Source organism: Alloalcanivorax sp. C16-2, assembly GCF_046507615.1.
Taxonomy (GTDB): Bacteria; Pseudomonadota; Gammaproteobacteria; order Pseudomonadales; family Alcanivoracaceae; genus Alloalcanivorax; species Alloalcanivorax marinus_A.
This window is the reverse complement of sequence record NZ_JBKFTL010000001.1, coordinates 1-23,284: the sequence shown is the minus strand read 5'-3', so window position 1 is coordinate 23,284 and position 23,284 is coordinate 1. Positions and strand designations below refer to the sequence as shown.

Here is a 23,284-nt window from a genome sequence, read left to right as displayed (position 1 = left end):
GCCCGCCCTACGGCAGCTTGCCCACGTAGTTGGCGCGCTGCCGGGACACCGGCTGCTGGCATTGCTCGCTGGCATGGGCGATCCAGCCGATGGCGCGGGCGATGCCGGCCAGGGCCAGCTCCTGGCCGGCCAGGTTGCATTTGCGCCCCACGAAACTGGCCAGCAGCACGAACTCAGGCGGCTTTTGCACCAGCTCATCCGCCACCTCGGTGGCTTTCATCAGATTCTGGAATTCCGAATCGGATTCGAACAGCGCCGTGAGCGCCTTCATCAGGTTCGCCACCCGTGGATCCTTGACCTTGTGGGTGGAGTGATTGAAACCGGGGATCTCTCCATTCTGGCTGAAATACTGCAGCACCGGCGGGGTCGGGTCCTTGGCGGTGCAGATTTCCGTGAGCAGACGGTTGGCGGCCTGGTGCCGGGCGTACGCCGTCCGCCGGCCCTGATAGGTGGTCAGCCCGGCGATGGCCGCGTAGTAGGGCGTCACGCCGGTGCGCGCGGCGGCCCGCACGCTGTAGGTGCAGTGGTCGAACTCATGATCGATGAACAGCACCAGCAGGCGCCGGATCATATCCTCGTAGGCCGGGTCCAGCCCCAGCTCGCGGGTCAGGAATTGGTGCAGCGGCGAGGCGTCCGGCACGCCCCGGCCGGCGATCAGCGAGGCCAGAATGCGCACCACGTCGGCGCCGGTGCGGGCGTAGGCGTCCGGCGACAGATCGAAGGCGCGGGGATTCTCCCGCTCGACCAGGGGAAACAGCGCGATGGCCTTTTCCGACACGGTCATGTCCCGGTACAGCTCAAGCAATGGCTTGGTGGCCTTCGGCATGGTCGGCAGCGAATCGGAGAACGCCCCCGGTGACTGCCAGATCAGCTCCGCGGCCTCCTCGACGGAGGCCGAATCGGCCAGCTCCGTGGCGCTGACGCCACGGTAGTAGACGCCGTTGTCCGTGAGCAGGGTGATGGCGCTGCTTTGTATTCCCAGGTCCAGTGCGGGCTGCCGTTCGGTTCGCGGTCGGCGTTCCCCGTTGCTCAGTGCCTCGATATCCGCCGCCCAGTAGCGCCGTTTTCTTGATCCCTCGACTTTCACCGAGCGAATGCCTTTGCGGCTTACGTAAGCGTAGAGCGTGGGCAGGCTCACGCCGAGCATGCCGGCGGCCTCCTCGGCCGTCAGATAGAGATGATCATCACTCACGGAAATCGATCCTGGTTGTTCGCGAACGGGACGTCGGTGTATTGGAGCATAGGTGAATATTTACTGTAAATATGCACATAAAAAATCAAGATTTACTTGATTATAGTCAATGTGTACGGTTCTGCCTTGATCGCCCCGGGGCGGTTCGCGTTATTCGGAAAATAAAAAAGGAAAGCGATATGGCTTGGATTGGTTTCGGTATGGTCATCACCTTCATGACGCTGATCATGACCAAGCGGTTGTCCGCCGTGGTGGCCCTTATTCTTGTCCCGGTGATTCTCGGCCTGTTCGCCGGCCTGGGCGGCGACATGGGCGGCATGGTCATGGAGGGGATGCGCAAGGTGGCGCCCATCGCCATCATGCTGGTGTTCGCGATTCTGCTGTTCTCGATCATGTATGACGCCGGCCTGTTCGAGCCGTTGGTCAAATCGATCACCCGGTTCGCCGGTCACGACCCGCTGCGCATCGCGCTGGCCACGGCGTTCCTCGGCGCCGCCACTTCCTTCGATGGCGACGGCACCAGTACGGTATTGATCGTGGTGACGGCCATGCTACCGGTCTATCTGCGCATCGGCATGAATCCGCTGATCATCGCGCTGCTTCTGCTGCTCACCAACACGATGATCAACATCATTCCCTGGGGTGGCCCCACCGCCCGGGTGGCCAGTGCCCTCCACCTGGATGTGATGGATATTTTCGTCGGGCTGATCCCGGCCGCCTTGCTGGGCCTGGTGTACGCCACCGGCGTGGCCTGGTGGCTGGGGCTGAGGGAGCGCAAGCGGCTCGGCTGGGAACCGGGCAAGGACATGCTGGCCACCGACAATGGCGCGGACGTGCCGGAAATCGGTAACCGCCATCAGCGCCCGAAACTGGTGTGGGTCAACCTGTTCCTGATGCTCGGCATGGCCGGTGCCATGGGCACCGGCGTGGCGCCGCTGCCGGTGGTGATGGTGGTCACCTTCGCGCTGGCTCTGCTGATCAACTATCCGCGCCTGGCGGAACAGAAGGCGCGCATCGCCGCCCACGCGGAAAACGCCGTTACCGTGGCCACGCTGATTTTCTCCGCCGGCGTGTTCACCGGCATTCTCACGGGCTCGGGCATGGTGGACGCCATGTCGCAGGCGTTCGTGGCGATCATTCCCGACGCCGCCGGCGAGTACATGGCGCCGATCACCGCGTTCGCTTCCTTGCCGTTCACCTTCTTCGTGTCCAACGACGCCTATTTCTTTGGCATCGTGCCGATCCTCGCCTCGGCCGGGGCGGAGTACGGCGTCGATCCGATCCATATCGCACGCGCCTCCATGCTGGGCCAACCGGTGCATGCGTTGAGTCCGTTGATCGCGCCCATTTATGTAATCGGCGGCCTATTGAACAAGGAGGTGGGGGAACTGCAACGTTTCGCGCTTCTTCCCGCGATCGGCGCGTCCCTGGTCTTTATTGCCGGAGCCTTCCTGACCGGCGCTATTTAAAGAAAAACAGCAAATAAAAAACGGGTCCGCATCCGGCTTCGCCAGGGTGCACGGGGCCCCTCTGTCCAAAATAAGTATAAGAGGTAACCGAAATGAAGATGAAAAACGCAATGGCGGCGGCGCTGGTGATCGGCGCGCCCACCCAGGTGATGGCGGTGAGCATCAATGACTATGACCGCACCGGCAACGACGGTGAACTGAATGTGTACATGCGCGCGGTGCATATCGATACCCGCATCGAGAACGATCTGATGGACGATCTGTTCGGCGGCATCCCGATCGGCGAACGGTTGGGCGGCACCGCCCTGGGCGTGGTCACCGATTACGAATCCCGCTACTGGATGGACAGCATCGGCTTCGATGCATCCCTGTACGGCGTCGCCAAGATCGATGCGCGACCGGAAGACCGCGACCTGTTCGACGATACCTCCGGCGACAGCAAGAGCTTCGGCAAGCTGGGCCAGGCCAACCTGAAATTCCGCCACGGCGGCGAGCACTGGCTGGCCGCCTTCCAGGCGGGCCGGGGCCGGTTCGACGCTGGCACCGTGGTCACCAAGGACACCCGGGCAGTGCCGGGCAGTTACCAGGGCGCACGCGGGCAAATGCGCTTCGAGGGCCTGGACATCGGTCCCCTGCCCGGCGTGCTCAGCCTGGATGCCGCCTACATCAATCGCACCTCGCCCCGGGACCGGGAAGACTTCGAAAAGATCGTCAGTGAGTCCGGGGAAGAGATCACCGACATCAAGACCTTCGGCGTGGAATACGACGCCCGTCTGATCGCGCTCAAGTTCGCCCGTGGCGTGGCCCGGGACTTTAACCGCAACACCAGCTACGGCCTGACCCTGCGCGCGCCCATTGGCGAGGACGGCGGCGTCCTCCTGGAAACCCAGTACTACGACTTCCAGAAAGAAGGTGAACTCTGGGACCACGACTGGGCCAGCGGCGACGCGGCCTACGATGACGACGCCAACTGGCTGAACGTGAACCTGGGCGTGGAAATCGCGCGCTGGGGGCTGGGTCTGTCCTACTCCAAATCCGAGGCGGAACTCAGTAACGGCATGCTCGGCTACGCCTACTTCGACCACGGCGACAACGCCGATGGCCTGATGGACGCCTGGACCCGTTCCGGCAATGACTTCAACAACGATGGCGAGGAAGCCTGGCAGATCGGCGTTCAGTATGACTTCAGCGGCCATTCCCTGGGGCGTATCCCGCTGGATGGCGTCAACGCCATGGCGATCTTCAAACGCGGCGAATTCGATGCCACCAACCCGCTGTCCGGTGTCAGCAGCGAGGTGGAAGAAAAGCAACTGGAGTACCGCTTGAACTACCGGTTCGACGAACCGGAGCACGAGGGCGTCTCCGTGGGCCTGATTTACACCCGCTACTGGATCAATGAGGACTTCGTGGCGCTGGTCTCCGCGCAGCCGGACAACGTGCTGAACGGTGAGGAGCTGCGCGTGTACGTGGATTACGCGTTCTGACATGGGCGAAACGAAAGGAAAAAGTGAACCTTGAACGGTGAACCCAACATGGTGGATGAAAGAAAGTCGGTGGTGGTGACGCAGAAATTCTTCGACGGGGAAACTATCCGGTTCCTCGAGGAAAACGGCTGCGATGTTACCGTGGCCCGTTTCCCGGAGGGCGTCACCGACGCCACCGCCGGCGAGGCGGAGTTGATCGCTCTGCTCGCCGAGGCGGACGCCTGGATCGTCGGGCACGCCCAGGTGACCTTGAGCCTGCTGCAGGCGCTGCCGCGCCTGAAGATCGTGGCGCGGCGGGGTGTCGGCTACGAGAAAGTGGATCTCGATGCCGCCCGGCAAACCGGCAAGGTGGTAACCATCGCCGCCGGTGGCAACGAGGAAAGCGTGGCGGACCGCACCCTGGCATTGATGCTGGGCGTGGCCCACCGGCTGCGCGAATCACAGCAGCAACTGATCGACGGGCCGGGCGCGATTTTGCTTGGTCACGATCTCTACGCGCGCACGGTGGGCATCATCGGCTTGGGGCGCATCGCCCGCAACGTGGTGCGCAGGCTGAAGGCGTTCGACGCCACCGTGCTGGTCCACACGCCGCGACCGGACCCGGCCTACGCGGATGCCATGGGCGTCGAGTACGTGGATCTGGACACCCTGCTCGAGCGCGCCGATTTCGTCTCCCTTCATGCGCCGTTCAAGCCGGAAACAAAGCACCTCATCAACGCCGGGCGGTTGGCCTTGATGAAACCGGACGCCTTTCTGATCAATACCGGTCGTGGCGGCCTGGTCGATGACCGGGCCCTGCTGGCCGCGTTGCAAGAGGAGCGGTTGGGCGGGGCCGGATTGGATGTGTTTGAAAGTGAAGCCAACCCGGCACTCGCGGATGTCACCCGGGAACTGGTGCGACGGCCCGACGTGGTCGCCACGCCCCACTCCGGCGCGTCCACCCACGAGGGACTGCGGCGTACCAATCAGGTGGCGGCCCGTTGCGTGGTGTCCGTGTTGAACGACCAAGAGCCCCCGTCCGGTTGCCTGATCGTGGGCCACTCCCGGCTCCGGCCCGTTTATTGAAAGGTAAAGAGGATGCTTTTATGAGACAGGATTCAGAAGACACTATTAAGATCATCGTGCCGTGTGGTTCTCTTGGGGCCGGCGTGCGTGAGGAGGAGGTCGCGCGGGGGTTCCGCCTCGGCGCCCAGGCCATCGCCACCGATGCCGGGTCCACCGATAGCGGTGCCGCCTATCTGGCGATGGGCAAATCAAAAAACAGCCGGGGCGCCGTGAAGCGGGATCTGCGAATCCTGATGACGGCGCAGGCGGAGCATGGCGTGCCGTTGATCGTGGGCACGTGCGGCCAGGCCGGCGGCGATCTGAATCTGGCCTGGACCCGGGACATCGTGTTGGAAGTGGCCCGGGAACTCGGGCTTGCCCCGCGCATCGCGCTGATCCACTGCGAGCAGGATAAAGCAACGCTCAAGCGGCTGAACGGCGAAGGCCGCATCACGCCGCTGCCGCCGCTGGGTGATCTGCAAGACGAAACCGTGGACCAGTGCGAGCATATCGTCGCCGCCCTGGGCGTTGAGCCCTTCGTCGAGGCTCTTGACCAGGGCGCGGACATTATCCTCGCCGGGCGCGCCACCGATACCGCGGTGATCGCCGCCTTCCCGATCTGGAAAGGTGCTCCCTGGGGCCCGGCCTGGCATGCGGGAAAGATCGCTGAATGTGGCGTGCAGTGCGCGGAGAACTCCACCGGGGGGGCGGGCGTCCTGCTTTGTATCGACTCGGCGGGATTCGAGGTGGAGCCGTTGGACCCGGGCAACCGCTGTACCCCCAACAGCGTGTCCGGCCACATGCTCTATGAGAATACCGACCCTTTCCGCCTGACCGAGCCCGGCGGCATTCTGAACGTGACCGATGCGGAGTACCGCTCAGTGGATGAGCGCCGGGTCCGGGTCACCGGCTCCCGCTGGGAAAACCAGCCCTACACCATGAAGCTGGAGGGCGCCGCCGCCGGTGCTTACCAGACCATCATGCTGGTCGGTATCCAGGATCCGGATGTGCTGGAGGACATCGACGGCTTCCATGATCGCCTTCTGGCGGCGCTGAATGAGCGCACCCGGCAGTGTATTCCGGAGGACGAGCTGGGCGAATTCCATATCTCCCTGCGTATGTATGGCTGGAACGCGGTTACCGGAGTGACGCCGCCCCCGGGCACGGCCACGCCGCCGGAGCTGGGGATGCTGTTCGTCGCCACGGCGGCCACTCAGGATCTGGCGAACACCATCGCCCACGCCTGCAATCCCTACTTCTTCCATTACCCGAGCATCATGGGCAAGGAGTTGCCGTCCTACGGCTTCGCGTTTTCGCCGGCGGACATCCCTTGCGGCCGCATCTATGAGTTCAAACTCAATCATGTCGTCCAGCTGGATGACCCGTTCGAGCTGGTCACCACCGAGTGGGTCGGCGTGGGCGATGCCAACGAATCCGAGGAGAAAGCGCGTGCCTAAACTGCGTGAAGTATGTCGTCATGTTCGGTCGAAGCAGGCGGGTCCTTTCTGGATCACTTTCGATATCTACTTCGACAGCCGGGAGAGCTTTGACCTTTATCACCAGAGCCCGGCGCTTTCCGTGGAGCGGTTCGCCAGCCTCTACGGCGCCGATCCGGCCTTGGTGAAGCGTATCCCGGTACCGCAACTGAGCATGGTGAAGATTTCCTACCCCCGGCTGACGCCCCAGGGCGGCATGGTGGAGCGGGACATGCATGCCGGCCAGCAGTACGCGCGGCTACTGGATGTTCCGCTCGATTAAGCGATGTGCCGACCTTATGTGCATCACGGTCCCCACATAAGGCATTGCTCGCCCGTCGTTGGGCGGGCGCGTGCTCTCCGGGCGGAGAGCACGCGCCCTTTTTTTCGTAACCATCCGCTCCGGCTTTTGTCATGCTTCTCTCCTGGTTGGCATTGATCCTGGGTCTGGCGATATTGGTCTGGAGCGCCGACCGCTTCATCGATAGCGCCTCCCTGTGCGCGCGCCGACTCGGCGTGCCGCCCCTGTTTATCGGCATCATCATCGTCGGCTTCGGTACCTCGGCGCCGGAGTTGGTGGTGTCCGCCATCGCCGCTTCGCAAAACAGCCCCGAGCTGGCGCTGGGCAATGCGTTCGGTTCCAACATTGCCAACGTTGGCCTGGTGTTGGGGCTGGCGGCGTTGGTCCGGCCGATCCATTCCCGCTCGCCGGTGATTCGGCGGGAAATTCTTCTCCTGCTCGGCGTCAGCCTGCTGGCCGGCGGGTTACTGCTCGACGGCGAGCTGGGGCGCGGTGACGCGCTCGTTCTTCTCGCCGCCTTCGTGGTGTTGCTGGCCTGGTCGGTGAAGAAGAGTTTCAGCGGCGGTCCTTCCGCCGACGATTCCCCCGGCAATGAAGCCGGCGCGGGCACCGGCGCCGCCCTGGTCTGGCTGCTGGTCAGCCTGGTTCTGTTGCTGGCCTCATCCAGGTTACTGGTCTGGGGCGCGGTTCAAATCGCCCTGTCCCTGGGCATCAGCGAACTGATCATCGGGCTCACGGTGGTGGCCCTGGGCACGTCCCTGCCGGAACTGGCCAGCGTCATCGCGGCGGCGCGCAAAGGCGAGCACGACCTGGCGCTTGGCAACATTGTTGGTTCCGGCCTGTTCAACACCCTGGCGGTGGTCGGCCTGGCCGGCGTGATCACGCCCTTCCCGGTGGCCGATGGGCTGCTGTACCGGGATTGGCCGGTGATGGTCGCGCTGGTGGTGATGCTGCAATTGCTGGCCCTGATCGGTGGAGCCCGAGGGCTGCGCCTGAGCCGGTGGGTGGGGGCGCTGCTTCTGGCCATCTACGTGGGCTATCTGGGCTGGCTGAACGCCGGGCTGGGCCTTTGATCGCGATTCGTCATCTCTTTCTATCGGAGTAAACCCCATGACCCTTGCAAGACGCCTCGCCCTCTACGCCCGGGATTTTCCAGTGACGGACATTCCCGAACCGATACGCGCCATTGCGCGCAGCCGTTTTCTGGATAGCCTGGCATGCGTGTTGGGCGCTTACGGTGCCGCGCCGGTAAACGCCGCGGTGGCCCATGCTTCGTCGGTGCCCGGTGTCTGTGGCGTGTTCGGGTCGGCGCTGACGAGCACGCCGGAGGCCGCCGCCTTCGCCAACGGCGTGATGGTACGCTTCCTGGATTACAACGACGGCTACATGGGTCTGGAGCCGGGCCACCCCAGCGACAACATTCCCGCCTGCCTGGCGGTGGCCCAGGCGGAACGGGCCGGTGGCGAGGAGCTGATCGCCGCCATTGTGCTGGCCTACGAAATCCAGATGCGTCTTCAGGACGCCGCCAGCCTGAACAAGAAGGGCTGGGACCACGTGAACTACATCAACGTGGCCACGGCAGCGGCGGTTGGCAAACTGATGAAGCTGGAGCCGGACGCCATCGAGCAGGCCATCAATATCTCGCTCAGCGGGCATCTGGCCCTGCGCCAGGTGCGCTCCGGCACCCTGTCGGACTGGAAGGGCTGTTCCGCCGCCAACGCCGCCCGCAACGCGATCTTCTCGGCGCAACTGGCGCGCCACGGCATGACCGGCCCGGCGCCGGTGTTTGAAGGGGAAATGGGCTTCGAAAACCAGGTCACCGGTGCATTGAATCTGGACGTGGACCGCTTCGGCACCCTGGAGAACGGAGACTTCGCCATCCGCCGCTCGCTGACCAAGACCTTCCCCACCAACGGCGAGTTGCATACCGCCGTGTGGGCCGCCCTCGATCTGCGTGAGCGGGTCGGTGACCTGGCCGGGATCGAGGCGATTCGCATCGAGACCTCCGAATTCAACCGGCGGGTGCTGGCGGACGGTGCCGACAAATGGCGCCCGCGCACCCGGGAAACCGCCGACCACAGCCTGCCCTACAACGTGGCCCGCGCGTTGCTGGACGGGGACATCACCCTGGATTCCTATACCCCGGCTAAGATCGCCGATCCGGCGGCGGCGGCGCTCATGGACCGGACCACGGTGACCGTGGACCCGGCGCTCACCGCGCTGTTTCCCAAGCATCTGGCTAACCGGGTGATCGTGACGCTGGACTCCGGGGAGCACCTGGTCAGTGAGGTGATCAGCGGGCTCGGTTCCGTGGAGACGCCCATGACCGAGGCCGACTTCGAGCGCAAGTTCCGCAAGATGGCGGCGCCACATCTCACCGAGGAGGCGCAAGACGCGGTGCTCCGGTTCGTCGCCGATCTGGACCGACAGCCCGGGTATGAGGCGCTCTTCGACGCCATGGCCGGGGCGGTGTTTTCGTGAGCGGGGCCGTGCATCCTCAGGTGGCGAGGGTCGCCGCGTTGTTACGCGGCGCCGGCCTGGTGCCACGGGAAGGCGCGGACATCGAAACCGTGCGGGCGGATCTGGAACGCCTCGCCGCGTTTGCCTCGGCGGACAGCGTGCCGCTGCCCGGGGAGCGCCTGCTGTCGGTGCCGGCGCCGGGCCGCGCGGTGCCCTGCAAGCTTTACCCGCCCGAGGGCGGGGCACCGCCGGGTCTGCTGCTTTATTGCCACGGTGGCGGCTTCCGCCATGGCACCCTGGCCGGCTGGGACGCGCCCCTGCGCCAACTGGTGCGCGACAGCGGCCTGGCGGTGCTGTCGATCGAGTACGCTCTGGCGCCGGAGTATCCGTTCCCGGCGGCGTTCGAAGAGGTGGTGGCGGTGGCCAGCCAGGTCATGGCCGAGGGCGGCGTGGCCGGGCTGAGCGTGGCCCGATTCGCGCTGGGCGGCGATTCCGCCGGTGCCAATCTGGCGCTGGCGGCGGCCTTGGCTCTGCGCGATGCCGGAGTGGAGCCCCTGGCCTGTCTTCTGCTGTTCTACGGCGTTTATGCGAAGGAGACCGATTCGGCGTCCTGGCGTTTGGGTGGCGTTGGCGGGCAGGGGTTGTCGGCGGCGTCCATGCGCGAGTATTGGCGCACCTATCTGCCGGACGATGACAGCGACTGGCGCGTGCAGCCGCTGCATGGGGATCTGCGCGGGCTGCCGGTCACTCGGTTGGTGGTGGGTGAACTGGACCCGTTGCTGGATCAGAACCGGGCCCTTCACGGTGAACTGGAAAACGCCGGCGTGGCCTCGGAACTGGTGGTGGCGCCCGGGCTGATCCACGGCGTGCTGCGCTTCAATGAGCTGGCGTCGGTGGTGCGGGATCTGATTGCCGAGGAAGCGCGGGCGCTGGCCCGCTTTTTCCGTTAGCGGCGGGGGCCACACCGAGACGCTTCGAGGTGGCGTCCCGCGTGGCTCCGCAGGGTAGAGATTTTGTAGGAGCGACTGGGCGGCACTCCGCTTCAGCCGCCTTGTTCTTCAAAGGCCGAGGTTGTCGAGGATGCGCAGAATCGGCGCGGCCTGGTTCATGGTGTAGAAGTGCAGGCCCGGCGCCCCCATGGCGAGCAGCCGTTCGCACAGGCGGGTCACCACTTCCTCGCCAAAGGCTTTCACCGCCGCTTCGTCATCCTGCAGGTCGGTGAGCCGGCCACGCAGCCAGCGCGGAATATCGGCGCCGCAGTTGTCCGAGAAACGGAACAGGTTGGCCACGTTGAGGATCGGCATGATGCCCGGGTACACCGGCGCCTCGCAGCCCCGGCGGCGCAGCTCGTCCATGTAGTAGCCGTAGGCGTCCGCGTTGTAGAAGTACTGGGTGATGCCGCTGTCGGCGCCGGCATCGATCTTGCGCTTGAAGTGCCCGATGTCGTCATCGAAGCTGCGCGATTGCGGGTGGTTCTCCGGATAGGCAGCCACTTCCAGGGTGAAGTGATCGCCGGTTTCCTCTCGAATCAGCGCCACCAGTTCATCGGCGTACTTCACCTCGCTCTGGGCATAGCCCATGCCCGAAGGCAGGTCGCCGCGCAGTGCCACGATGCGGGTGACACCTTTTTCCTTGTAGCCATTCACCAGCTCCATGATTTCGTCACGGCTCTGGCCGATGCAGCTCAGATGCGGCGCGGTGTCGGCGTGCTGCTCGCGCAGCAGGTCCACCATCTGCCGGGTGTTGTCCCGGGTGGAACCGCCGGCGCCGAAGGTGCAGGAGAAGAATTCCGGCTTCTTCACCAGCAGTTTTTTCTGGGTGTTCAGCAGTTTTTCCCGGCCCTGTTCGGTCTTGGGCGGGAAAAACTCAAAGCTGATGCGTTTCATTTATGCCTCGCGTTGCGAGGCGCTTGACGCTTGACGCTTGACGCCGGACGCCCGCTCGCGAGGCGAGCGCAAAGCGTCCGGCGTCCGGCGTCCGGCGTCCGGCGCCTTAATACTTGTAGTGGTCGGGCTTGAACGGGCCGTCGGTGCTGACACCGATGTAGTCGGCCTGCTCCTGGGTGAGTTTGGTGATCACGCCACCGAAGCCCTGCACCATGTACTGGGCCACTTCCTCGTCGAGATGCTTGGGCAGCACTTCCACCTTGAGCATTTTTTCCTTCACGGTGTCGGAATGGCCGGCGTAGCCCTGGTCGAACAGGTACATCTGCGCCAGTACCTGGTTGGCGAAGGAGCCGTCCATGATGCGGCTCGGGTGGCCGGTGGCGTTGCCCAGGTTGACCAGGCGACCCTCGGAGAGCAGCAGCAGGAAGTCGGCGTTCTTCTTGTCGCGCCACACTTTATGCACCTGGGGTTTCACTTCTTCCCATTCCCAGGTGTCGCGCATGAAGGCGGTGTCCACTTCGTTGTCGAAGTGGCCGATGTTGCAGACCACCGCGCCTTTCTTCAGTGCCTTGAGCATGTTGGCGTCGCACACGTTCAGGTTGCCGGTGGTGGTCACCAGCAGGTCGGTGTTGCCCAGCAGTGCCTTGTCCACGGACGCTTCACTGCCGTCGTTGATGCCGTTCTTGTAGGTACTGACCACTTCGAAGCCGTCCATGCACGCCTGCATGGCGCAGATCGGGTCGATCTCGGTGATCTTCACGATCATGCCTTCCTGGCGCAGGGACTGGGCGGAGCCCTTGCCCACGTCACCATAGCCCACCACCAGCGCTTTCTTGCCGGACAGCAGGTGGTCGGTGGCGCGCTTGATGGCGTCGTTGAGCGAGTGACGGCAACCGTATTTGTTGTCGTTCTTGCTCTTGGTCACGGAGTCGTTCACGTTCACCGCCGGCACTTTCAGGGTGCCTTTTTTCAGCATGTCGTAGAGACGGTGCACGCCGGTGGTGGTTTCCTCGGTGATGCCGTGAATCTTGTCCAGCATTTCCGGGTAGGTGTCGTGGATGTAGGCGGTCAGGTCGCCGCCGTCGTCCAGGATCATGTTGGCGTCCCACAGATTGCCGTCACCGTCGCGGCAGGTCTGTTCGATGCACCACATGTACTCTTCCTCGGTCTCGCCCTTCCAGGCGAACACCGGCACGCCGGCGGCGGCGATGGCGGCGGCGGCATGGTCCTGGGTGGAGAAGATGTTGCAGGAGGACCAGCGCACTTCCGCGCCCAGGGCCTTGAGGGTCTCGATCAGCACCGCGGTCTGGATCGTCATGTGGATGCAGCCGATGATGCGGGCGCCTTTCAGCGGCTGTTCGGCACGGTATTTTTCCCGGATCGCCATCAGGGCGGGCATCTCGGTTTCCGCGATTTCGATTTCCGAGCGGCCCCATTTGGCCAGGGAAATATCCGCGACTTTGTAGTCCTGCAACGCGTCTGCTTTTGCGTTCATTGCTTTCTCCATTCGTGGTTAGCGAATGGGCGCCGTTGTTCGTTTCGACCCCGTTTCATCGAGCCTCGCGGATGTCCGCTGCAGCGCCCCTCGATGACGTTGGGGGATAAGGTTCTTGTAGGAGCGACTTTAGTCGCGATCAGCGCTGTGCGCGGCCGGTGTTTCGCGGCTGAAGCCGCTCCTACGGAGGTTTTGATTTACGTTTCCTGGCTTAAAGCGCCGCTTTCAGCGCCTCCGCCTTGTCGGTGTTTTCCCAGCTGAAGCCTTCCCGGCCGAAGTGGCCGTAGCTGGCGGTGGGCCGGTAGATCGGCCGGCGCAGGTCGAGCATTTCGATGATGCCGCGCGGGCGCAGGTCGAAGTGTTCGCGTACCAGCGCCACGATCTGCTCGTCGGAGATCTTACCGGTGCCGAAGGTGTTCACCGAGATCGAGGTGGGTTCGGCCACGCCGATGGCGTAGCTCACCTGGATCTCGCATTTGCTGGCCAGGCCGGCGGCGACGATGTTCTTGGCCACGTAGCGGCCGGCGTAGGCCGCCGAGCGGTCCACCTTGGACGGGTCCTTGCCGGAGAAGGCGCCGCCGCCGTGGCGGGCCATGCCGCCGTAGGTGTCGACGATGATCTTGCGGCCGGTCAGGCCACAGTCACCCATCGGGCCACCAATCACGAAGTTGCCGGTGGGGTTGATGTGGTAGAGGGTCTTGTCGTGCAGCCACTCAGCGGGCAGCACCGGCTTGATGATCTCTTCCATCACCGCTTCGCGCAGCTCCGGCAGTTTGATGTCCGGGGAATGCTGGGTGGACAGCACCACCGCGTCCACCGCCACCGGCTTGCCGTTTTCGTAGCGCAGGGTGACCTGGCTCTTGGCGTCCGGGCGCAGCCAGCCCAGGCGGCCGTTCTTGCGCAGTTCCGCCTGGCGCTCCACCAGCCGGTGGGAGAAATAGATCGGGGCCGGCATCAGGGTGTCGGTCTCGTCGGTGGCGTAGCCGAACATCAGGCCCTGGTCACCGGCGCCCTGCTCCTTGTCTTCCGCTTCGTCCACGCCCATGGCGATGTCCGCGGATTGTTTGCCGATGCCGTTGAGCACCGCGCAGCTGGCGCCGTCGAAGCCCACATCGGAGCTGTTGTAGCCGATGTCCAGGATCACCTGACGGACGATGTCTTCCAGTTCCACGTAGGTGTTGGTCCGGACCTCGCCGGCGACGATCGCCATGCCGGTTTTGACCAGCGTCTCCACCGCCACGCGGGCGTGGGGGTCATCGGCGATGATGGCGTCCAGCACCGCGTCCGAGATCTGGTCGGCCATTTTGTCCGGATGGCCTTCGGAGACCGACTCGGAGGTAAAGATGGAATACTCACTCATTGTGGGGTCTCCCGTGATTTAACTGGTAACTGTCAACTGCTCTTTTCAAAGCTTCTTACCTGTACCTGAAACCCGTTACGCATGGCCAGGAACAGGCTCTCGCGCAACACCAGCCCGGACCGGCCGGCCCAGGCCACCAGATCGGCTTCGTCGAAGCCGAGCCAGAAATCGCCGCAGGCGTCCACCGCCCAGCGTTGATCGTGACGGCATAAATCAGTGACCACCAGCACGCCGCCGCCGTTCAGTTGCGCCGCCGCCGCCTTGAGGGCGCTGGCCGGCGAGGGCAGGTGGTGCAGCACCATATTGAGCACCACCGCGTCCACCGAGGGTAAACTCTCGCCCTCCTGGGGCCACTCGCCGGCCACCAGGGTCACATTGTTCAGTTTTGCCTCGCGCACACGGCGCCGGGCCAGAGCCAGCATGGCCTCGCTGTTGTCCAGCGCGAGCACCTGCTCGAAACGGGCCGCCAGGGGAGTCAGAAAGCGACCGTCGCCGGGGCCGATTTCCAGGGCGCGCCGCGCCGGCGCCCCGGCCAGGGCCCGGTCGAGCAGCTCACAGGCCTGCTCGGCGTACTGATCGTACTCGGCGATCAGTTCCTGCTGGCGCGGCAGGTCGTCGGCGTGGCGGGCGAAAAACGCCCGGCTCTGCGCCGCCCGCTGGGCCTGCACCCCGGCCAGCCGTTTGGCGGTGCCGGTGTCCAGCAGGGTCTCGTCCAGTTCCTCGAACAAGGCGCCGTGGAGCTTCTCCGTGGGCGCCTGGGGCGGCGGCAGCCGCCGCCGGTAGAAGATCGAGTTGCCCTCGCGGCGCTTCTCCACCAGCCCGGCCTGGGCCAGCACCTTGAGGTGATGACTCATGCCGGACTGCTTCATGGCCATGATCTCGCACAGCTCCAGCACGCCGAAGCTGTTCTGCCCCAGTACCCGCAGCACCTCCAGACGCAACGGATCGCCCGCTGCCTTGAGGAAGGCGGCCAGGGTGTCCAGGGGCTGTTCCAGCGGTGCCGCATCGGTGGTCATAAAGCGCGATTCTAAAGGAAGCGGAAGTCTGCATCAAAGTTTATTGATATAGGTGTTTCGGTGGCGTGAAAGGTGTGCTGCGTGGCACCCCGGGCGGCTCGCCGGCCTGCCCCGTCGTTGCCAGGTCTTCACGTGTCACAAAAATCATGTTCCGCGCGTGCATGGGCACTCGGCGCGGATAAGAATCAGGGCAGGGGCTGGGGGTTAGGATCATTAATCAAAGTTGTATTGGGGGCAGATATGAAATCAACGATAAAGAAAACCGTGATCATTATCTTCGGGGTGCCAGGCACTCTGATCTATCTGCCCATGTTGGCACTTCTTTTGGTTGCTTGTATCCAGTTCTTCCTGCCGTTCCAGGCAGGGTGGATCGGCAAGCTTTGGGAAACAAGCAATGATCATGGCTCGTTGTATATGGCTTTTGTGCCGTTGTTTCTTGTCATCATAGGGGGATTTCTGGGGCTGACAGGCTTTTGGTGTTGGGCGCTGACTGACCGGGAAACAGCCGGAGATAAAAAACTGATCTTCATCTCCTGCTCTTGCTTCGCGGGGGCGGCATCCATGCTCGCCGTTCTGGTGTACTCCGGGGATTTCGATACCTATTTCGGTATTTACTCTTTAGTGGGGGTGGTGGTTGGTTTGGGGGTGGCTATTGTCTCACTAAAGGAGCTGGCTCGGCGGCGCTCTCGCCCAAATAGCCCCTCCGGCCCGTAGGTGTGCCAGGGATGCTCCAGGCCCGGTCGCCGCCCTGGGGGTTTGCCCCCATCCCGGGCTTCGGCGACAATAGCGCCCCCTTTTTCAGCGCTGCCCAAAAATCACCCAGGAGACGTGCATGTCCTCTGCTCCCGCCACCCGTGATCTCGCCAACGCCATTCGTGCGCTCAGCATGGACGCGGTCCAGAAAGCCAACAGCGGCCACCCCGGCGCGCCCATGGGTATGGCCGATATCGCCGAGGTCCTGTGGCGCGGCTTCATGAAGCACAACCCGGACAACCCGCACTGGGCCGACCGTGATCGCTTCGTGCTCTCCAACGGGCATGGCTCCATGCTGCTCTACAGCCTGCTGCACCTGACCGGCTATGGCGTCAGCCTGGATGACATCAAGAACTTCCGCCAGCTCGGCAGCCCCACCGCCGGCCACCCGGAATACGGCGACGCGCCGGGCATCGAGACCACCACCGGCCCCCTGGGGCAGGGCATCGCCAACGCCGTGGGCATGGCCCTGGCGGAGAAAGTGCTGGCGGCCCAGTTCAACCGGGACGGCCACGACATCGTCGACCACCACACTTACTGCTTCCTGGGTGATGGTTGCATGATGGAGGGTATTTCCCATGAAGTGTCCTCCCTGGCGGGCACCCTGGGCCTGGGCAAGCTGATCGCCTTCTATGACGACAACGGCATCTCCATCGACGGCGAGGTGGAAGGCTGGTTCACCGACGACACCGTGGAACGCTTCCGCGCCTACGGCTGGCACGTAATCCCCAATGTGGACGGCCACAGCGCCCAGGAAGTGAAGCTGGCCATCGAGAACGCCCGCAAGAACACCGACCAGCCCACCCTGATCTGCTGCAAGACGGTGATCGGCTTCGGCAGCCCCAACAAGCAGGGCAAGGAAGATTCCCACGGCGCCGCCCTGGGCGAGGAAGAAGTGGCCCTGACCCGGGATGCCCTGGGTTGGCACCATCCTCCCTTCGAGGTACCGGACGAGATCTACCAGGCCTGGGACGCCCGTGCCCAGGGCGCCAAGGTGGAAGCCGACTGGCAGGCCCGGTTCGATGCCTACAAGGCCGAGCACCCGGAGCTGGCGGCGGAGTTCGAGCGTCGCCTGGCCGGCGAGCTGCCGGACGGCTTCGAGCAGCGCGCCAACGACTTCATCGCCGAATGCCAGAAGGCCGGCGATAAAGTAGCCAGCCGCAAGGCCAGCCAGAATACCCTGGACGCCTTCGGCCCCCTGCTGCCGGAGCTTACCGGTGGCTCCGCCGACCTGGGTGGTTCCAACAACACCGTGTGGAAGGGCTGCAAGTCGATCACCGCCGGTGACGCCAGCGGCAACTACATCCATTACGGCGTGCGTGAATTCGGCATGACGGCGATCATGAACGGCCTGTGCCTGCACGGCGGCGTGCGCCCCTACGGCGGCACCTTCCTGACCTTCATGGAATACGCCCGCAACGCGGTGCGCATGGCGGCCTTGATGCACCAGCCCAACATTCTGGTCTACACCCACGATTCCATCGGCCTGGGCGAGGATGGCCCCACCCACCAGCCTGTCGAGCAGCTCGCCAACCTGCGCATGACGCCGAACCTGAGCACCTGGCGGCCCTGCGACACGGTGGAAACCGCGGTGGCCTGGAAGCACGCCGTGACCCGCACCGACGGCCCCAGCGCGCTGATCTTCTCCCGTCAGGGCCTGCCCTGCATGGAGCGCGACGACACCGTGCTGGGCAACGTGGCCAAGGGCGGTTACACCCTGCTGCAGACCGGCGAAGGTCAGCCCGAGGCGATCATCATCGCCACCGGCTCCGAGGTGGAGCTGGCGGTGAACGCCGCCCGCGAGCTGGGCAATCAGGGCAAGAACGTGCGCGTGGTGTCCATGCCCAGCGTCGACACCTTCCTGGCGCAGAGCGCCGACTACCAGGAACAGGTGCTGCCCTCGGCGGTGCGTGCCCGGGTGGCGGTGGAGGCGGCCATCGTCGACTACTGGTACCGCTTCGTGGGCCTGGACGGCAAGGTGGTGGGCATGCACGGCTATGGCGCCTCGGCCCCGGCCGGCGAGCTGTACAAACATTTTGGTATCACCGCCGATGCGGTCCGCGAAGCGGTGGAGAGCTTGCTTTGAATAAAAGCCGGACGCCAGACGCCGGACGCCAGACGCTGAAAAGCGCGGTATTTGGCGTCCGGCGTCCGGCGTCAAGCGTCGAGCGTTTTTCATGAAGATCGCGATCAACGGTTATGGCCGCATCGGCCGCTCCTTCGTTCGCGCGCTCGCGGAGCGCGAGGCGGCGGGCCGCCCCGCGCCCGTGACGCTGGTGGCGATCAATGATCTGGGCCGCGCCGAGGACCTGCTCTACCTGACCCGCTACGACACCACCCACGGTCGTCTCGACGCCCCGGTGGCTCTGGAGGGCGGCTGCCTGCGCATCGGCGGGCAGGCGCCCCGGTTGTTCAGCGAGGCGCGGCCCGAGGACCTGCCCTGGGGTGAGCTGGGGGTGGACGTGGTGCTCGAATGCTCCGGCCATTTTCGCGGCCACGGCGACGCGGCGCGGCATCTGAGCGCCGGCGCCGGTCGGGTGATCATCGGCGCGGTGCCGTTCGACCGCGCCGACCAGACCATCGTCTACGGCGTCAATGACGGCGACCTGGACCCGGACAGCCGGGTACTGTCCGCGGCCTCCTGCACCACTCATTGCGTGGCGCCGGTGCTGGCGGCCCTGGACCGGGAATTCGGTGTGCGCCAGGCCCTGATGAAGGAAATCCACGCCTACACCTCGGACCAGACCCTGCTCGATCACGTGCATCGTGATCCGCGCCGGGGCCGGGCCGGGGCGCAGAACATCATTCCCACCACCAGCAGCGCCATCAAGGCGGTGCAGGCGGTGCTGCCGGCCTTGGAAGGGCGCATCGACGGCCACTCCATCCGTGTGCCCACGCTTAACGTGGCCATGGTGGCGTTGACCCTGCTGCTTGAGCGCACCCCGGACGCCGGCGACCTGAACCCCTGGTTAAGGCGCCTGTCCCAGGAACAACCGGCGCTGATTGGCTACAATGACGAGCCTCTGGTGAGCGCGGACTTCAACCATCGGCCCGAGTCCGCCGTCGTTGACGCGACCCAGACACGGGTTCAGGGCGAAATGGTCCAGGTAGTGGCCTGGTACGACAACGAATGGGGCTACGCCAACCGCCTGCTCGATTGGGTGGCTTATATTGCCGCTGGCACGCAACACGCTTCACGCTGACACGCGGGAGCACCGCCGGTGGCACGGGTTAAAGTTTTGGCGTGCAAGCGTGTTACGTGGAGCGTGCCAGCGTTTTTCCAACGAGGTATAGAGGAATCATGAATTTCAAACGCATGACCGACCTGGAACTGAAAGGCAAGCGGGTGCTGATCCGCGAGGACCTGAACGTGCCGGTCAAGGACGGCAAGGTGACCAGCGACGCCCGCATCCGCGCCTCGCTGCCGACCATCCAGCACGCCCTGGAGGCTGGTGCCCGTGTCATGCTGCTCTCGCACCTGGGCCGCCCCACCGAGGGCGAATACGAGGAACAGTACTCGCTCAAGCCGGTGGCCGAGCACCTGGGCGGCCTGCTGGGCCGCGAGGTGCCCCTGGCCAAGGACTGGCTCGACGGTGTCGACGTGGCGGAAGGCCAGGTGGTGCTGTGCGAGAACGTGCGCTTCAACAAGGGCGAGAAGAAGGACGACGAGGCGCTCGCCAAAAAAATGGCGGCGCTGTGCGACATCTACGTGATGGACGCCTTCGGCACCGCCCACCGCGCCCAGGCCTCCACCCACGGCGTGGCCCGGTTCGCGCCGGTGGCCTGTGCCGGGCCGCTGCTGGCCAATGAACTGGATGCCCTCGGCAAGGCGCTGCTGGAACCGGCCAAGCCGCTGGTGGCCATCGTCGGCGGTTCCAAGGTGTCCACCAAGCTGGAGGTGCTCGACGCCCTGGCGGAGAAGGTCGATCAGTTGATCGTTGGTGGCGGCATCGCCAACACCTTCCTGGCCGCCGCCGGCCACCCGGTGGGCAAGTCCCTGTGCGAGAAGGATCTGATCCCGGCGGCGCGGAAGCTGGCCGAGAAAGTGCACATCCCGCTGCCGGTGGACGTGGTGGTGGCCAAGGAATTCGCCGAAACCGCCGAAGCCATCACCAAGACGGTGGACGAGGTGGCCGAGGACGACATGATCCTGGACGTGGGGCCGCAGACCGCCCACGTGTTCGCCGCCTTGATGAAGGAAGCGCGCACTATCGTCTGGAACGGCCCGGTGGGCGTGTTCGAATTCGACCAGTTCGGTGAAGGCACCAAGGAACTGGCGGAAGCCATCGCCGACAGCGAGGCATTTTCCATCGCCGGCGGCGGCGATACCCTGGCGGCGGTGGACAAGTACGGCATCGCCGATCGCATCAGTTATATTTCCACTGGCGGCGGCGCCTTCCTGGAATTCGTGGAAGGCAAGACCTTGCCGGCGGTGGCGATGCTCGAGCAGCGGGCAAGAGATTGAAAGCGCTGGACGCCGGACGCCGGACGCTTGACGCCGGACGCTAAACCCGCAACCTGAACGGTCTGGCGTGTTTTCTGCGGCATGGGCAGTAAACACTCCGCAGGTCTCCGAACCGGGTTGAAGCATCAGGCGTCCGGCGTCGGGCGTACGGCCTTAAGGATGAAGTCAAAGCGGTGTCAGTCACCGCAAACGGTTAACCGGAGAGAAATACCATGGCACTGATCAGCATGCGTCAACTGCTGGACCACGCCGCCGAGCACGGCTATGGCGTACCGGCGTTCAACGTGAACAACCTGGAACAGATGCGCGCCATCATGGAGGCCGCCGACCAGACCAATTCACCGGTGATCGTGCAGGCCAGCGCCGGTGCCCGCAAATACGCCGGGGCCCCCTTCCTGCGCCACCTGATCCTGGCGGCCACCGAGGAGTTTCCGCACATCCCGCTGGTGATGCACCAGGACCACGGCACCAGCCCCAGTGTTTGCCAGCGCTCCATTCAACTGGGCTTCTCCTCGGTGATGATGGACGGCTCCCTGGGCGAGGACGGCAAAACCCCCACCGAGTACGACTACAACGTGGAAGTGACCCGTCGCACCGTTGAAATGGCCCACGCCTGTGGCGTATCCGTGGAAGGCGAGCTGGGCTGCCTGGGTTCCCTGGAAACCGGCATGGCCGGCGAGGAAGACGGTATCGGCGCCGAGGGCAAGCTCGACCACGACAAGCTGCTCACCGATCCGGAGGAAGCCGCCGACTTCGTCAAGGCCACCGGCGTGGATGCCCTGGCCATCGCCATCGGCACCAGCCACGGCGCCTACAAGTTCACCCGGCCGCCCACCGGCGACATCCTCGCCATCGAGCGCATCAAGGAAATCCACGCCCGCATCCCGGACACTCACCTGGTGATGCACGGCTCCTCCTCGGTGCCCCAGGAATGGCTGAAGGTGATCAACGAATACGGCGGCGAGATTCCGGAAACCTACGGCGTGCCGGTGGAGGAAATCCAGGAAGGCATCAAGCACGGCGTGCGCAAGGTCAACGTGGATACCGACCTGCGGCTGGCCTCCACCGGCGCGGTGCGGCGCTTCCTGGCCCACAACAAGGCCGAGTTCGACCCGCGTAAATTCCTCAAGGAAACCGTGTCGGCCATGCGCGACATCTGTATCGCCCGTTACGAAGCCTTCGGCACCGCCGGCAACGCCGACAAGATCAAGCCGATCAGCCTGGAAAAGATGTACCAGCGCTACGAAACCGGCGAACTGGATCCCCGCGTCAAGTAGCCCCCACGGGCCCCCTCCCCAGGGGGCCAGGCCGCTGTAGGAGCGGCACGCCACCCGACCGCTCCTACAGCCGCGCCGATCTATCTGCTAAGCTCACCCCGTTACAAATTATAGTGTTTGTTACTTGCCGTGCCTGTGCCGCGACGGCGAGATTGGGAGAGCATGATGAGCAACAAAGTCACCAACGACACGGGCAACGACCTGTGCGACGGCACGCCGGGCCAGCGCGGGCCGGCGGACCACGAACGCCGCGAACAGATCCTTTGCGTGGCCGACGATCTGTTCAAGGCCCACGGTTTCCGCAAGACCTCGGTCACCGACATCGCCCGGGAAATCGGCGTGTCCAGCGCCTACCTGTACCGTTTCTTCAACTCCAAGCAGGCGATCGGCGAGGCGGTCTGCGCCCGCGCTCTGCTGAGCATGGACAACGCCATCCGCGCCGTCGCCGCGCGCGACCAGCCCGCCACCCAGCGCCTGCGCGACATGCTGCGCACCCTGCTGGAGGAAGCCCTGCGACTGTTCCTCAAGGAGCGCCGCATGCACGACATCATCGTGGTGTCCATCGAGAACCAATGGGCGGTCACCGAGGAGCACAACCGGGTGGTCTACGAGACCATCGAGAAGATCGTCGCCGACGGCCGCGACAGTGGCGAGTTCGAACGTAAAACCCCGCTCGACGAGGTGTGCACCGCGATCCGCGTCACCGCCGCCGCCTACGCCCACCCGGTGTTGCTCAGCCGGCTCGGCGATCCCGAGGAGATGGAAGCCAAACTGACCGCGGTCACCAACCTGATCCTGCGCAGCCTGGCGCCCTGAGGCAACACCTATGGCGGCGATAGGTATTTGCTTTGCAAGTTACAAGTTGACAAATCTGTAACCTGTAACCATACTGGCAACCATCAAGCGTGGGAGGCCAAGTACAGCGAGCGGTCCCGCCACGCGCCGGAACGACCGAACAGCGAGGTTAGGACCATGAACAAAGCACTTATCCCGTTCGCCATTGCGGCCCTGAGCGCCGCCCCCCTGAGTGTTGCCCAGGCCGATGATTACCTGGCCCAGCGCCAGAACCTGGACAGCTTCGAGCAGATCCAGGCCTCTTATCAGGAAGCCGTGGCTCAGGGCCAGCGTGCCCGCGCCGCCGGCAACGATCAGGGCGCGCCCCGTGATTACCTGGCGCAGCGCCTCAACCAGGATCAGGCGCAGTTCATCGCCGCCGAATACCGTGACCTGGAAGCGCAGCAAGAGGTGGTGAAAGCCGAAGGCAACCCCGCCGGTGCCGGCCGCGATTACCTTAACGAACGTCAGAACCTGGATTCTCCCCAGCACATCTCCGAAGTGCTGAGTAATCTCGGACAGAGCTGATTCGGACTGCCTTGCGTCCCTCTGTTTTACCCCCCCTTGCCCCGGCCCCCCCGCCGGGGCTTTTTTTATCCAGCGCCGCCGACCGGAAAGCCCGGACCGCGCATTGCCGTCGCGATGAAGATGGCGCCGGGGCTGATCGCGACTGAAGTCGCTCCTTGTGTCTCTCCGCAGGGAGATGATTAGCTACCATCCCCTGTCAGCCCGGTGGCAACCCGAGTCGCTCCTGAGGTCCTTGAACCTGTGCC

At 64.4% G+C, this 23,284-nt stretch carries 20 protein-coding genes and 1 riboswitch; of the genes, 15 read left to right on the top strand and 5 right to left on the bottom strand.

What is annotated here, in order from left to right:
* Window positions 1-7: 7 nt before the first annotated feature.
* On the bottom strand, window positions 8-1,192 hold the full coding sequence (locus tag ACLD02_RS00100) for a citrate/2-methylcitrate synthase (protein ID WP_203105542.1): 1,185 nt from the start codon (window positions 1,190-1,192) through the stop codon (window positions 8-10).
* 179 nt (window positions 1,193-1,371) lie between these two features.
* Here ACLD02_RS00100 and ACLD02_RS00095 point away from each other — a divergent pair, with 179 nt between their 5' ends.
* From ACLD02_RS00095 to ACLD02_RS00060, 8 genes are all read left to right on the top strand, one after another.
* Window positions 1,372-2,661 (top strand): CitMHS family transporter, encoded by a 1,290-nt coding sequence (locus ACLD02_RS00095; RefSeq protein ID WP_410297635.1) that lies wholly within the window; start codon window positions 1,372-1,374, stop codon window positions 2,659-2,661.
* A gap of 92 nt (window positions 2,662-2,753) precedes the next feature.
* A complete protein-coding gene (locus ACLD02_RS00090; RefSeq protein WP_410297634.1) occupies window positions 2,754-4,145 on the top strand; it encodes an OprD family outer membrane porin in 1,392 nt (463 codons plus the stop codon).
* Between the two features lie 30 nt (window positions 4,146-4,175).
* Window positions 4,176-5,210 (top strand): phosphoglycerate dehydrogenase, encoded by a 1,035-nt coding sequence (locus ACLD02_RS00085; protein WP_410297633.1) that lies wholly within the window; start codon window positions 4,176-4,178, stop codon window positions 5,208-5,210.
* A 20-nt stretch (window positions 5,211-5,230) separates the two neighbouring features.
* Complete coding sequence (locus ACLD02_RS00080; RefSeq protein WP_410297632.1) at window positions 5,231-6,646, top strand: acyclic terpene utilization AtuA family protein; 1,416 nt, start codon at window positions 5,231-5,233, stop codon at window positions 6,644-6,646.
* Entirely contained in the window at window positions 6,639-6,947 is a 309-nt protein-coding gene (locus ACLD02_RS00075) for a DUF4387 domain-containing protein (protein WP_338015240.1), read from the top strand. Before ACLD02_RS00080 ends, ACLD02_RS00075 begins: the two co-directional genes overlap by 8 nt.
* A gap of 131 nt (window positions 6,948-7,078) precedes the next feature.
* Window positions 7,079-8,038, top strand: a complete 960-nt coding sequence (locus ACLD02_RS00070; protein ID WP_410297631.1) for a calcium/sodium antiporter — start codon at window positions 7,079-7,081, stop codon at window positions 8,036-8,038.
* Between the two features lie 37 nt (window positions 8,039-8,075).
* Window positions 8,076-9,446: an MmgE/PrpD family protein gene (locus ACLD02_RS00065; RefSeq protein ID WP_410297630.1), complete on the top strand. Its 1,371-nt coding sequence runs from the start codon at window positions 8,076-8,078 to the stop codon at window positions 9,444-9,446.
* Window positions 9,443-10,375: an alpha/beta hydrolase fold domain-containing protein gene (locus ACLD02_RS00060; protein ID WP_410297629.1), complete on the top strand. Its 933-nt coding sequence runs from the start codon at window positions 9,443-9,445 to the stop codon at window positions 10,373-10,375. Before ACLD02_RS00065 ends, ACLD02_RS00060 begins: the two co-directional genes overlap by 4 nt.
* Before the next feature lie 108 nt (window positions 10,376-10,483).
* On the opposite strand, the gene metF is transcribed toward ACLD02_RS00060, so the two are convergent.
* From metF to ACLD02_RS00040, 4 genes are all read right to left on the bottom strand, one after another.
* A complete protein-coding gene (metF, locus tag ACLD02_RS00055) occupies window positions 10,484-11,311 on the bottom strand; it encodes a methylenetetrahydrofolate reductase [NAD(P)H] (RefSeq protein ID WP_203105550.1) in 828 nt (275 codons plus the stop codon).
* A 106-nt stretch (window positions 11,312-11,417) separates the two neighbouring features.
* Window positions 11,418-12,806, bottom strand: coding sequence for an adenosylhomocysteinase (gene ahcY, locus ACLD02_RS00050; protein WP_203105551.1), 1,389 nt, complete (start codon window positions 12,804-12,806; stop codon window positions 11,418-11,420).
* 20 nt (window positions 12,807-12,826) lie between these two features.
* A riboswitch (S-adenosyl-L-homocysteine riboswitch) is annotated at window positions 12,827-12,904 on the bottom strand.
* A gap of 113 nt (window positions 12,905-13,017) precedes the next feature.
* Window positions 13,018-14,166, bottom strand: a complete 1,149-nt coding sequence (gene metK, locus ACLD02_RS00045; RefSeq protein WP_203105552.1) for a methionine adenosyltransferase — start codon at window positions 14,164-14,166, stop codon at window positions 13,018-13,020.
* Between the two features lie 32 nt (window positions 14,167-14,198).
* Entirely contained in the window at window positions 14,199-15,182 is a 984-nt protein-coding gene (locus ACLD02_RS00040; RefSeq protein ID WP_203105553.1) for an ArsR/SmtB family transcription factor, read from the bottom strand.
* 240 nt (window positions 15,183-15,422) lie between these two features.
* On the opposite strand from ACLD02_RS00040, the gene ACLD02_RS00035 reads away from it, so the two are divergent.
* The 7 genes from ACLD02_RS00035 to ACLD02_RS00005 all read left to right on the top strand — a co-directional run bounded on the left by ACLD02_RS00035 (window position 15,423) and on the right by ACLD02_RS00005 (window position 23,039).
* Window positions 15,423-15,896, top strand: a complete 474-nt coding sequence (locus ACLD02_RS00035; protein WP_410297628.1) for a hypothetical protein — start codon at window positions 15,423-15,425, stop codon at window positions 15,894-15,896.
* A 118-nt stretch (window positions 15,897-16,014) separates the two neighbouring features.
* Complete coding sequence (gene tkt, locus ACLD02_RS00030; protein WP_203105554.1) at window positions 16,015-18,021, top strand: transketolase; 2,007 nt, start codon at window positions 16,015-16,017, stop codon at window positions 18,019-18,021.
* 91 nt (window positions 18,022-18,112) lie between these two features.
* Complete coding sequence (locus tag ACLD02_RS00025) at window positions 18,113-19,138, top strand: type I glyceraldehyde-3-phosphate dehydrogenase (RefSeq protein WP_203105555.1); 1,026 nt, start codon at window positions 18,113-18,115, stop codon at window positions 19,136-19,138.
* A 98-nt stretch (window positions 19,139-19,236) separates the two neighbouring features.
* Complete coding sequence (locus ACLD02_RS00020; protein WP_410297627.1) at window positions 19,237-20,400, top strand: phosphoglycerate kinase; 1,164 nt, start codon at window positions 19,237-19,239, stop codon at window positions 20,398-20,400.
* A 212-nt stretch (window positions 20,401-20,612) separates the two neighbouring features.
* Window positions 20,613-21,677 carry a class II fructose-bisphosphate aldolase gene (fba, locus tag ACLD02_RS00015; protein ID WP_203105557.1) on the top strand — a complete coding sequence of 355 codons (1,065 nt, stop codon included), beginning with the start codon at window positions 20,613-20,615 and terminating at the stop codon, window positions 21,675-21,677.
* 165 nt (window positions 21,678-21,842) lie between these two features.
* Window positions 21,843-22,493, top strand: a complete 651-nt coding sequence (locus tag ACLD02_RS00010; RefSeq protein ID WP_410297626.1) for a TetR/AcrR family transcriptional regulator — start codon at window positions 21,843-21,845, stop codon at window positions 22,491-22,493.
* A 156-nt stretch (window positions 22,494-22,649) separates the two neighbouring features.
* Window positions 22,650-23,039, top strand: coding sequence for a hypothetical protein (locus ACLD02_RS00005; RefSeq protein ID WP_203105559.1), 390 nt, complete (start codon window positions 22,650-22,652; stop codon window positions 23,037-23,039).
* Window positions 23,040-23,284 lie beyond the last annotated feature (245 nt).